Genomic DNA, 11,447 nt, shown 5'->3' with positions numbered 1-11,447 from the left:
CCGCCCCCAGCCGATAGAGCCGGTCCTCGGACGGCTCGTCCAGCGAGGCGGTCGCTTCGTCGAGGAAGAGATAGTCCGGCATGTGTAGCAGCGCACGAGCAAGCCCAAGGCGTTGCTGTTCGCCGAGCGACAATGTCCGGTTCCAGTGGCCGTGCTCGTCGAGCCGGTCCGCCAGTCGCGGCAGGCCGACGGCAATCAAGGCATCGCGGATCTTCTCGGGCGGGACCGAGCCGTGCTCGGTCGGGTAGATGACGGCGTCGCCGAGCGCGCCGATCGGGAAATACGGCCGCTGCGGCAGCATCATCAGCTTCGCCGTCTCGGGAATGGCGATCGTGCCGGTGCCGAACGGCCAGACGCCGGCAATGGCCCGGAACAGTGTCGACTTGCCGGAGCCCGACGGGCCGGTCACCAGCACCCGCTCCGAGGGCTGGATCGTGAAGGCATCGGCTGCGACCAGAGGCGCGCCGTTCGGCAGTTTGACGAGCAATTGCTCGAGCGCGATTGCCTTGCCGTTCGATGGTGCGATGTCAATGGTCGGTTCGAGCGCCGCGCCGTGGGCGGCGGAGCTGACCGACATCTCGAAGCCATCGAGGCGGGCGATCACCGCGCGCCACTCTGCGAGCGAGCGATAGGCGGTGACGAAGAACGACAGCGCATCCTGCACGCTGCCGAACGCCGAGCCGGTCTGCATCATGTCGCCGAGCTGGATGCGCTTGGCGAAGTAGGCAGGCGCCACCACCACATAGGGAAAGAGCGTCGCCGCCTGACCGTAGCTTGCCGTGAAGGCGGTCAGGCGCTTGGTCCGTCCCATGATCTCGTACCAATTGCCGATGACGAAGCCGAAGCGCCGCAGGAGATGCCCTCGCTCCGCGTTCTCGCCTTTCAGAAGGGCGATCTGCTCAGAATTTTCGCGCACGCGGATCAGGTTGAAGCGGAAGTCGGCCTCAAAGCGCTGCTGCTCGAAATTGAGATTGATGAGCGGGGCGCCGATCCAATGGGTCAGCGCGGTACCGACGATCGCGTAGGCCAGTGCGCACCAGACCAGAAAACCGGGCACGAGGATATCGGTGCCGTAAATGTACAAGGGTGCCTTGTAGGACAGGCCCCAGAGGATGACGACGAACGAGGCGAGCGTCACGATCGACGACAAAAGGCCTAGGCCGATGGTCAGCGTTTGCTCGACGAAATTCTTGACGTCCTCGGTGATACGCTGGTCCGGATTGTCGGCGGCATCGCCCCTGAGCTGCATGCGGTAATGGGTGGCGCCCTCGAGCCATTCGCCGAGATAGTGTTGCGTCAGCCATTGCCGCCAGCGGATCTGGAGCCACTGGTTCAGGTAGAGCTTGTAGACGGCCAAAGCGACGAAGGTGAAGGCAAGCCCAAGGAAGATCCAGACCTCCTTGACGAATTCGGGCAGATCGTAGGCCTGCAGGGCGCTGTAGAACCGGTTCTGCCACTGATTGAGCAGCACGTTGATCGCGACCAGCACCAGCTCCATCGCGACGACGACGGCGAGCAGGCCGCGGCCGGCCCACTTGTCCTCCGACCGGAAATAGGGGACGGCGATTCGCCAGACGATCGCGAGCGTGGCGCTGAGGTTCTTCACAGAGCAGAATCTCCTAGGGGGATGTGCACAACGGCCCGGAGCCAGAGGCTTGAGGCAATGGCGGAAATGGGCGCGCTTAGACTAAAGTCGCAAGTGCTGCAATTTGCGTTGGCTTGTCGCAGCTTGCAACCCTAGCATGGGGCTCGACGGCGCGGGGTGGGGTGCTCTGGGATTTCGCGAGCTTGTGAGCGGGACGGGAACCGCCGCATTCGCGAGGAATTCGCGTCCAGCTCGGGGGTTATCGCTTCCAGCGTCAAGCAGGATCGGCTCTCCACGCGGGCCGTCTGCCGCAAACATGCGTGGGGGAGGAAGACCATGTGGAATCAAGTCTATGATCCGCTGCACAGTCCGGTGCTGTCGACGATTGCGGCGGCGGTGCCCGTCGTCACGCTGCTGGTCCTGATCGCGAGCGGTCGCGTCCAGGCGCATATCGCGGCGGTCATCGCCGTGATCGTGGCCAATTTGATCACGATCTTCGTCTTCACCATGCCGGCGAACATGTCGATCCGTGCCTCGGTGCTGGGCATCGTGACCGGCTTTTTCCCGATCGGCTGGATCGTGCTCAATGTCATCTTCCTCTACCAGGTGACGGTGAGCACGGGACGCTTCGAATTGCTCAAGCGCGCCATCGGCGGCGTCACCGAGGACCGGCGGCTGCAATTGCTGCTGATCGCCTTCTCTTTCGGCGCGTTCTTCGAGGGCGCCTCGGGCTTCGGCACGCCGGTCGCCATCACCGGCGCCGTGCTGATCGGCCTCGGCTTCTCGCCGCTCGCGGCGTCCGGCCTGTCGCTGATCGCCAACACCGCGCCGGTCGCCTATGGCGCGCTGGGCACGCCGATCCAGGGCCTTGCCTCGGTCACCGGGCTCGATCCCTACATCCTCGGCGCGATGGTCGGCCGGCAATTGCCGGTCTTCTCGCTGATCGTGCCGTTCTGGGTGGTGTGGGCGTTCGCGGGCTGGAAGGGCATGAAGGATGTCTGGCCGGCGATCCTGGTCACCGGCGTGTCGTTCGCGATTCCGCAATTCGTGATCTCGAACTTCATCAACCCCTGGATCGTCGACATCGGCGCGTCGCTGATCTCGATGGGCGCGCTGATCCTGTTCCTCAAAGTCTGGCAGCCCAGGCAGCTCTGGCTGTCGCCGGCGCTGCGCGGCCGCGATGAATCGGCAGCCACCATGGCGGCGGCCAAACCGCTCGACAAGACGCCGCTGACGCAGAGCGAACTGTTCGGCGCGCTGCTGCCGTGGATCATCGTCTGCATCGTGATGCTGATCTGGGGTAATGGGGCGTTCAAGGCCTGGGCGAATTCGATCTTCGTCTGGAACTATCCCGTGCCCGAGCTGCACCAGATGATCAACAAGATGCCGCCGGTCGCGCCAGGGCCGACGAAAGAGAGCGCCGTGTTCGGCTTCACCTACCTGTCCTTCACCGGCACGGGCATGCTGATCGCGGCGATCATCTCCGGTGTCCTGATGGGCGTCGGTCCCGGCAAGCTCGTGACCGAGTACGGCCGTACCATCCGGCTCTGTGCGATCTCGCTGATTACGATCTCGGCGATGCTGGCGATCGGCACCTTGACGCGGCTCTCCGGCGTCGACGCGACGCTCGGCCTCGCCTTCGCCGCAACCGGCGTACTCTATCCCTTCTTCGGCACGCTGCTCGGCTGGTTGGGCGTGGCGCTGACGGGATCGGACACCGCCTCCAACGTGCTGTTCGGCAACCTGCAGAAGATCACCTCCGAGCAGCTCGGCCTGTCGCCGGTCCTGATGGCCGCGGCGAACTCGTCCGGCGGCGTGATGGGCAAGATGATCGACGCGCAGTCGATCGTGGTCGCCTCCACTGCCACCAACTGGTACGGGCACGAGGGCACGATCCTGCGCTTCGTGTTCTGGCACTCGATCGTGCTGGCCTGTCTCGTCGGCGTGCTCGTGACGTTGCAGGCCTATGTCTGGCCGTTCACGGCAATGGTCCTGAAGTAGCAGGCCAACTCCGGCTCGAACGCAAATCCCCGCGAGGTTCCGCCCCGCGGGGATTTTTGCGCCCAATCAAATCTCATCGCGCTCCAGGTTGAGCGAACCTTCTCATTGGCGCCGCCGTCTTATAGAAGGTGCGGCAAATCAGGTCGGACGAGAGGTCTCATGGTTTCGCTCAAGCGATTGGTGTGTGCTGCGGTTGCAATGCTCGCGACGTCCATTGTCGCGCGTGCCGAGGACGGTTTCCCGTTCGGCACCGAGATGACGCTGGAAGCGCTGCCGCAAGCAGGCTCGAAGCGAATTCCGAACATCGAGATCGGCGACCATGGCGAGGTCGTGCTCGAGCTCTGGTGCAAGGGCGGCAAGGGCCAGTTCTCGGTCGCCGGCAACACCGTGATCTTCGTCCCCGGTCAGATCCAGGATCGCTCCTGCCCGCCGGCAAGGGCGCAGGCCGACGACGATCTGGTCGCAGCACTGAGCAGCGTCGAGACCTGGAAGCGTCAGGGCGACGTGCTGACGCTGATCGGCCCCAAGCCGCTGCGCTTCAGGACGACGGGGAATTAGCTCCGCTCTCGTGTCCCGGACAAGGCGCGTCGCGCAAGCGATGCGCCGCAGAGCCGGGACCCAGATTTTCTATCGGCAAATTCGTGTGTGGCCTCTGGGCCCCGGCTCGTAGCGCTTCGCGCCATAGCGCGTCGAAGACGCGCGTAAACGCGCTTGTGTCGTCCGGGGCACGATAGTTCAGCGCGCCTACTTCCACACCGACTTATCGGCATCCCAGCGCTGGCCCTTGAGCTCCTTGGCAAGCGCCTCGACCGAACCGTTGTCGTCGGGCTGCTCGCCTTCCTCGTCGACCGACGTGTCGTCGGAGAGATTGAGCTTGGCGCCGCTGCTCTCGTCGGCGGTCGTCGTCGCGGGGCTGCCGATCCACAGCATGAGCTTGTCGGTCGCGCCCGGCTTGTCGGGCGAGACGAGCCCTGCGACCTCGATCGTGTCGGTGAGATCGAGCGCGGGGAAATCCGGGTTCGGCCGCTTGAAGACCAGCTTGAGCTTGCCCGTGGCGGGGTTGAAGCTTTGCGAGACCGGCTTTGCCGCGAGCGTCCGGCTCAAAACGTTCGAGACGGCGGCCGCGAGCTTGTCCTTGCTGATCTTGTCGCCCTCGCGCCAGTCGGCTGCGGCGAAGCGGATGGTGCGGTCCATCTCGGTCATGCCCGCGGTCCAGCCCGCGGCGGTGACGCCCGGCGTCGCCTTGAATTTCGCCAGCAGCGCGCCGGCGCGCTCGGGATCGACCGACATGTTGATGGTCTGCTCGCCTGCGCGCAGCGCATCGCAGCCGACCGTGAGGCTCGCCAGCGTCACCTCGACCGCCTGGCCCTTCAGGCTCTTCAGGAAGTCGGTTGCAGCGTCGAGCTTGACCTTGACCGCGATCGCCTCCGGCGAGACGTCGGTGAAATCCTTCGGCTGCGGCGTGATGCCGTCGTCGGAGGTCTGGTTGTCCTGAAATTCCTTCTCGCTGAGATCGGAATTGTCGGGCGAGGTCACCTCGGTCACGACCTGGCCAATGCTGATCTGGCCGCGGAATTCGAAGGTGTCGCCGCTCTGCTTGCGCAGCAGCTTGACGCTGACGGGCGCCTTCTCGCTGATGCTCTGCGCGGTGCCGGTCAGGGTCTGGCCCGCGACCTGGAGATTGACGACGAAGCGGTCCTTGCGGTCGGAATTCTTTGCGACGGGATAGCAGACGTCGAGCACGGCCGCCGTCACCGTCCTGCCCTGGCGCGTCTCCTTCAGGATCACGTCGGCATTGCCGTCCATCAGCCCGTCGATCGAGGTGAAATAGCGTGTCTCGGGGCCACCGGGCGTCGTGGCCTTCGGCGACAGCTTCATCTGGGCGGATGCGGAATGCGGAGAAGCTGCAAGCAGAGCCAAAAGGGCTGTCGAACAAACCAGAAGCGCACGCATCGATGAAATCCTCGCGCAACGGGCATGATCCGGAAAGTGTGAAGCGGTTTTCCGAGAGGATCATGCCCAAACAATTCGAATCGGCGCGTCACCGTAGTGGGTTTTGGCCGTCGGTTGAATCGGAAAGCGGAGGGGCAGGGTCGGCAAAAAAGAAGGCCGCCCGGAGGCGGCCTTCGCAACATTGTAACGGAACGGAGGCTTAGAAGCCGCCCATGCCGCCGCCGCCGGGCATCGCGGGCGAGGCTTCCTTCTTCGGCGTTTCGGCGACCATGGCCTCGGTGGTGACCAGCAGGCCGGCCACGGAGGAGGCGTCCTGGAGCGCGGTGCGCACCACCTTGGCGGGATCGATGATGCCCTTCTCGATCATGTCGACATAGTCCTCGGTCTGGGCGTCGAAGCCGAAGGTCTCGGACTTGTTCTCCAGGATCTTGCCGACCACGATCGAGCCTTCCACGCCGGCGTTTTCCGAGATCTGGCGGATCGGAGCCTCGAGCGCCTTCAGCACGATGTTGATGCCGGCCTGGACGTCGGCATTGGCGTTGGTGAGACGGCCGACCGCCTTCTTGGCGCGCAGCAGCGTGACGCCGCCGCCGGGGACGATGCCTTCCTGCACCGCGGCGCGGGTGGCGTTGAGAGCGTCCTCGACGCGGTCCTTCTTCTCCTTGACCTCGATCTCGGTGGCGCCGCCGACGCGGATCACCGCGACGCCGCCGGCCAGCTTGGCGAGACGCTCCTGGAGCTTCTCACGGGCGTAGTCCGAGGTGGTCTCCTCGATCTGCGCCTTGATCTGGCCGACACGGGCCTCGATGTCCGGCTTCTTGCCGGCACCCTTGACGATCGTGGTGTTCTCCTTGTCGATCACGACCTTGCCGGCGCGGCCGAGCATCTTCACAGTGACGTTCTCGAGCTTCATGCCGAGGTCTTCGGAAATGAGCTGGCCACCGGTGAGGATGGCGAGGTCCTCGAGCATGGCCTTGCGGCGATCGCCGAAGCCCGGCGCCTTGACGGCGGCGACCTTGAGGCCGCCGCGGAGGCGGTTGACGACCAGGGTGGCCAGCGCCTCGCCCTCGACGTCTTCGGCGATGATGACGAGCGGCTTGCCCGACTGCACCACGGCTTCCAGCACCGGAAGCATGGCCTGGAGGCCCGAAAGCTTCTTCTCGTGCAGGAGGATGTAGGCATCCTCGAGCTCGGCGGTCATCTTCTCGGGGTTGGTGACGAAGTAGGGGCTGAGATAGCCGCGGTCGAACTTCATGCCCTCGACGATGTCGACTTCGGTGTCGAGCGACTTGTTCTCTTCGACGGTGATGACGCCTTCGTTGCCGACCTTCTGCATCGCCTGGGCGATCATCTTGCCGATGGCGGCATCGCCGTTGGCCGAGATGGTGCCGACCTGGGCGACCTCGGAGGAGGCGGCGACGGGCTTGGCCCGCTTCTCGATGTCCTTGATGACGGAAGCGACCGCGATGTCGATGCCGCGCTTGAGGTCCATGGGGTTCATGCCGGCGGCAACCGCCTTGGCGCCTTCGCGCACGATGGCCTGGGCCAGCACGGTGGCGGTGGTGGTGCCGTCGCCGGCGAGGTCGTTGGTCTTGGAGGCGACCTCACGCACCATCTGGGCGCCCATGTTCTCGAACTTGTCCTCGAGCTCGATCTACTTGGCGACGGTGACGCCGTCCTTGGTGATGCGGGGTGCGCCGAAGCTCTTCTCGATGACGACGTTGCGGCCCTTCGGGCCGAGCGTCACCTTGACGGCGTTGGCGAGAACGTCGACGCCGCGCAACATGCGATCGCGCGCGTCTCCGGAAAACTTGACGTCTTTGGCAGCCATTTTAGCAATCCCTCGTGTTTGGTGATGTGTCTGCCGCTCGCCCGTCGCATCAATTCCGGGATTCGTGGACCGAACCCGGCGGAATGATGGATGCCCGGACCGCCTGGATCCGGGCATGACATTCAGCGGCTGTTCAGGCGGATGGCCTTAGGCCAGTACGCCCATAATGTCCGACTCCTTCATGATCAGGAGCTCTTCGTTGTCGATCTTGACCTCGGTGCCCGACCATTTGCCGAACAGCACGCGGTCGCCGACCTTGAGGTCGATCGGGGTCAGCTTGCCGGTCTCGTCACGGCCGCCGGGGCCGACGGCGACGACCTCGCCCTGGGAGGGCTTTTCCTTGGCGCTGTCCGGAATGATGATGCCGCCCTTGGTCTTTTCCTCGGCGTCGATACGTTTGACCACGACACGGTCATGCAGCGGACGAAATTTGGATTTAGCCATGACGTTTCCCTTTGGAGGCTCGCTTCGGAAGTAGTGGAAGTGGGTGGGGCGGCGCTTCCGTCCATCCCCCTATCCCGAGGATCGAACGGCGTGCTTAGCAATCGGGCTTTCCGAGTGCTAATAGTGGGCCCGGAAATATGGCTTGGCCGCGATCCTGTCAAGCAAAGGTGGTTAAGCGATTGGTGAGGCGGATATAGGATGGTGGCACTGGAAACTTGTTCGGGGCGCCGACGTATTAAAGGACGTCATTGCTCCGGCAGCGGTTTTGCGCTTGGCTGCAGGAGGGGTGCGGCCATGGTCTTGTTCGGGGGAATGCCATGATCAGTTCAGCTCACGCGCGCACGGTTGCCAATCTGGCCGCCGCCTCTTGTCTGGCGCTGCTGCTGGGCGCCTGCGGCGGCGGCATGAGCCTGCCGTCCTTCTCGTCGTCCTCGCCGCCGCCCGAAGCCGAGCCGGGCGTCGCGCCCGAAATGCCTGCGACCATTCGCGGCGACGAGATCGTCGGCCGCTGGGGCCTCGCCTCGTTCCAGAACCCGGCCGACCGCGCCCGCACCGAGGCCGCCGCCCGGGCCCAGTGCAAGAACCCTTATGTGATCACCGCCGGCTCCTCCGGCGGCGTGATCATGCATCTGGCCGACCAGGCAACGCCCCAGGAGCTGCGGCTGAAGGGCTCGCCGAGCGGCAAGAACTACATCGGACCGGCGGGTCCGACTCCCGGCGAGCAGGACCGCGAAATCATCTCCTTCGACGGCCGCGTCCTGATCACCCGCTTCATCGACAAGGACGCCGCCACCCGCTACGGCAACATGGTCTACGTCCGCTGCGCGCCGCGGGCGTGATGTTCGTCTTCCGTCATTCCGGGGCGCGCGAAGCGCGAACTATGGTGCGCACTCGCGCACCTGAGAATCTCGATGTGGTGAGCTTCCTGCCTTAAATCTCCGGATTCCGGGTCCGGCTCTGTCGAGCCGCCCCGGAATGACGGGCTGGGCCAAAATCAAAAACGCCGGCTCTCGCCGGCGTTTTGTTTTTCGCTATGCCGCGTCCGCTCAGTCGAACAGCGCGTCGATGTCGTCCTGCGAGGCGTGGCCGACGTCGCCGGCGAGCTTGGGGCCGTTGAGAAGCTTGTCGTCCTCGCTGCGATTGTCGACCTGCGGCACGACGTGGGACTTGATCGCGTCGACGCCGCCCCAGATCTCCATCATCGCATTGATGTGCTGTTCGATGAACTTCATCGTGCCCATCACCTTGCTGATGCGCTGGCCGGTCAGGTCCTGGAAGTTGCAGGCCTCGAAGATCGAGATGACGCGTTCCTGGATGTCGTCGGCGAGCCGCTTCTGCTGGTCGATCGAGTCCACCTTGGACATTGCGCTGGCGGCCTGGTCGATCGACTCCGCGGCCTCGAGGATCTGCTGGGTCGCCTGCTCGGTGCCGCCGACCACCGCGCCGAGCTCGCCATTGACCTTGGCCATTTCGCCGCCGTCAAAGCTCTTGCCGTGCAGTGTCGCGATTTCGCGCTTGGTGCGGTCGATGGCGTCATGGATGAGGTCGAGCTCGACCTTCAGCTTTTCGCACTGCTCGATCTGGGCCCGATAGGTCTCGAGCATGGTCCGAGCCTCGGAGAGCTCGTGGGCGGTGGAGGCGTCGATCGCCGCCATGGCTGCGCTGCCGGACAAGGGCAAGGGCGCGGTGCCTTTCGCCATCTGTGCACGGATCGCACGTAGCTCGGCCATGATCTCGCTATGCATCGGGATTGCCTCTTCAGTTACGTCCAAAATCGGCATCTCGCCACCAGCGATATCCTCGACGCGAAAACGTTTGCGGTGAACAGCCATCTGGATACTCCCCCCACCTCACTCACGCGTCTTTGTAGGCAGAAGCGATTTAACACGAAGTTCACGGCAGGAACTGTTGTGCGGCTGCGCGCGACGGCGCGCAAAGAAGCGATTAACCATGGGCGCGCGGCGTTCATCGAAAATAAACGCTGATCGCCAAATTGCCCCGCTGCTGACGACGTGGTGAATCCAAACGCCGCTTCTGTTTACCAAACAAAACGGCTTTTGCTTTTTATTGACCACGTCGGGGGCGCGGACCAGCCATCAGCTCTCCACGGCGCATGTGATCTAGACGAAACAGTACAGAGTACGTCGATGTTCAAGAAAATGTCTGTCGCGCTGCTCGGCAGCGCTTGCACCTTCATTGCCGGCGCAAACAGTGCCAGCGCCTTCGACAATTCGGTGCCGAACGATCCGCCCGCGGTGCTCTACCAGCCGCAGGTGCCGCCGGCGCCGGTGCGCGTCGCCTCCAATGCGAACATGGGCGGCGGCTTCATCGAGTTCCTGTTCGGCGACGGTCCCGGCCGCGGTCCGGCCTACGCGCCGCAGCAGCCGGTCTATCAACAGCAGCCCGGCTATTACGACCAGCGCCGCCTGCCGCCGATGGGCGAGCCGCAGATGCAGGGTGGATATCAGCAAGGCGCGGTTCAGCAGGAGACGGCCGACCCGCGGCAGCGTCAGTTCGATCCAAGGTTCGAGAAGCAATCTGTTGACTATAGCGGCAAGGAAAGTCCCGGCACCATCGTGGTCGATACCCCGAACAAATTCCTCTATCTCGTCGAGGGCAACGGCAGGGCGATGCGCTACGGCATTGGCGTCGGGCGTCCCGGCTTCACCTGGTCCGGCGTGAAGGCGATCACAGCCAAGCGCGAATGGCCGGACTGGACGCCGCCGGCCGAAATGATCGCGCGCCGTCCCGATTTGCCCCGGCACATGGAAGGCGGTCCGGAGAACCCGCTCGGCGCCCGCGCGATGTATCTGGGCTCGACGCTGTACCGCATCCACGGCTCCAACGAGCCCTGGACCATCGGCACCAACGTCTCCTCCGGCTGCATCCGCATGCGCAACGAAGACGTCATCGACCTCTACGGCCGCGTCAATGTCGGCACCAAGGTCGTGGTGATGTAGCCCAGCGCGCGCTGCGAGCCGTCAACTCCGCGTGTCGCGCCGGCTCGCGACGCGCGGCATCGAAGGCGTTGCGCGCCGCCGGCGTACGTCCTCCGGCCGAGGTCTAAAGCGCGATGCGATCAGGATGAATCGTCATCGCGCTTAAAGCATGATCTTTTCGGAAAACCGCTGCGCACTTTTCCGGATCATGCTTTAGGCTGGCCGACGATGCCGCCTCGAACCGAGACGAGGGGCAACAGAGCAGCGACGACGAGTTGATGAATGGGAAAGAGATGCGCGAACGGAGCGTTTCAACCGCCGCGCCGACAGCTCTGCCTTCTTGAGGCGCTCGTGCAGTCCCTCCAACTCCGACAACTCGGTGATGAGATGAGTTGTCACGTTGGTCAGGGTTGCGATGCGCTGCTGAAGTGGACTCATTTTTAAAACCCCGACTATAACCAAGAGAGGCAACCACATTGGTGTGTGGCATGAGCAACGTGTTCTTCCAGTTGAACACCCATGTCCGAATTTGGAAATCCGGGAGTCTACGGTCGCACGCGTCAGACGGCGATTTGATTTGTCATGGTGAATTCAGGCGCGTCGGGTAACGTTCAGCTCAGTCCAATGGAGCTGCGCATTAGTCATATTATATCGAGCGTCCTCTCTCCTTGCCGTGGCACAAAAGACGCTCGAG

Annotated in this window: 8 protein-coding genes and 1 pseudogene; 4 read left to right on the top strand and 5 right to left on the bottom strand. The window is 63.9% G+C overall.

Annotation, left to right across the window (positions count from 1 at the left end; all coding sequences use genetic code 11):
• The coding region (locus IC66_RS0109950; RefSeq protein ID WP_038947509.1) for an ABC transporter ATP-binding protein/permease at positions 1-1,606 on the bottom strand (1,606 nt) is incomplete at its 3' end.
• A gap of 315 nt (positions 1,607-1,921) precedes the next feature.
• Here IC66_RS0109950 and IC66_RS0109945 point away from each other — a divergent pair.
• Positions 1,922-3,586: an L-lactate permease gene (locus IC66_RS0109945; protein ID WP_028140090.1), complete on the top strand. Its 1,665-nt coding sequence runs from the start codon at positions 1,922-1,924 to the stop codon at positions 3,584-3,586.
• Between the two features lie 159 nt (positions 3,587-3,745).
• Complete coding sequence (locus tag IC66_RS0109940) at positions 3,746-4,144, top strand: META domain-containing protein (protein ID WP_038947508.1); 399 nt, start codon at positions 3,746-3,748, stop codon at positions 4,142-4,144.
• A gap of 186 nt (positions 4,145-4,330) precedes the next feature.
• Here the strand turns inward: IC66_RS0109940 and IC66_RS0109935 are convergent, their stop codons facing one another.
• The 3 genes and pseudogenes from IC66_RS0109935 to IC66_RS0109925 all read right to left on the bottom strand — a co-directional run bounded on the left by IC66_RS0109935 (position 4,331) and on the right by IC66_RS0109925 (position 7,814).
• Positions 4,331-5,539 carry a hypothetical protein gene (locus IC66_RS0109935; RefSeq protein ID WP_038947507.1) on the bottom strand — a complete coding sequence of 403 codons (1,209 nt, stop codon included), beginning with the start codon at positions 5,537-5,539 and terminating at the stop codon, positions 4,331-4,333.
• Between the two features lie 199 nt (positions 5,540-5,738).
• Positions 5,739-7,370, bottom strand: a pseudogene (gene groL, locus IC66_RS0109930) (chaperonin GroEL).
• Between the two features lie 147 nt (positions 7,371-7,517).
• A complete protein-coding gene (locus tag IC66_RS0109925) occupies positions 7,518-7,814 on the bottom strand; it encodes a co-chaperone GroES (protein WP_018321905.1) in 297 nt (98 codons plus the stop codon).
• A 317-nt stretch (positions 7,815-8,131) separates the two neighbouring features.
• On the opposite strand from IC66_RS0109925, the gene IC66_RS0109920 reads away from it, so the two are divergent.
• Positions 8,132-8,653, top strand: a complete 522-nt coding sequence (locus IC66_RS0109920; protein WP_028140096.1) for a hypothetical protein — start codon at positions 8,132-8,134, stop codon at positions 8,651-8,653.
• 207 nt (positions 8,654-8,860) lie between these two features.
• On the opposite strand, the gene IC66_RS0109915 is transcribed toward IC66_RS0109920, so the two are convergent.
• Positions 8,861-9,646 (bottom strand): protein phosphatase CheZ, encoded by a 786-nt coding sequence (locus tag IC66_RS0109915; protein WP_028140097.1) that lies wholly within the window; start codon positions 9,644-9,646, stop codon positions 8,861-8,863.
• Between the two features lie 315 nt (positions 9,647-9,961).
• On the opposite strand from IC66_RS0109915, the gene IC66_RS0109910 reads away from it, so the two are divergent.
• Positions 9,962-10,774 carry a L,D-transpeptidase gene (locus IC66_RS0109910; RefSeq protein WP_028140098.1) on the top strand — a complete coding sequence of 271 codons (813 nt, stop codon included), beginning with the start codon at positions 9,962-9,964 and terminating at the stop codon, positions 10,772-10,774.
• The last annotated feature ends 673 nt before the right edge of the window (positions 10,775-11,447 follow it).

Origin of the sequence: Bradyrhizobium genomosp. III (assembly GCF_000261705.1) — a bacterium.
GTDB lineage: Bacteria > Pseudomonadota > Alphaproteobacteria > Rhizobiales > Xanthobacteraceae > Bradyrhizobium > Bradyrhizobium ottawaense.
Note: the sequence above shows the minus strand (reverse complement) of the source record. Positions and strands in the feature narration are given on the sequence as shown.

Bases quoted from the DNA above. Each gene is read 5' to 3' on its own strand.
- IC66_RS0109940 (WP_038947508.1), top strand. From the start codon at position 3,746: ATGGTTTCGCTCAAGCGATTGGTGTGTGCTGCGGTTGCAATGCTCGCG.
- IC66_RS0109935 (WP_038947507.1), bottom strand. From the start codon at position 5,539: ATGCGTGCGCTTCTGGTTTGTTCGACAGCCCTTTTGGCTCTGCTTGCA.
- IC66_RS0109925 (WP_018321905.1), bottom strand. From the start codon at position 7,814: ATGGCTAAATCCAAATTTCGTCCGCTGCATGACCGTGTCGTGGTCAAA.
- IC66_RS0109945 (WP_028140090.1), top strand. From the start codon at position 1,922: ATGTGGAATCAAGTCTATGATCCGCTGCACAGTCCGGTGCTGTCGACG.
- IC66_RS0109910 (WP_028140098.1), top strand. From the start codon at position 9,962: ATGTTCAAGAAAATGTCTGTCGCGCTGCTCGGCAGCGCTTGCACCTTC.
- IC66_RS0109920 (WP_028140096.1), top strand. From the start codon at position 8,132: ATGATCAGTTCAGCTCACGCGCGCACGGTTGCCAATCTGGCCGCCGCC.
- IC66_RS0109915 (WP_028140097.1), bottom strand. From the start codon at position 9,646: ATGGCTGTTCACCGCAAACGTTTTCGCGTCGAGGATATCGCTGGTGGC.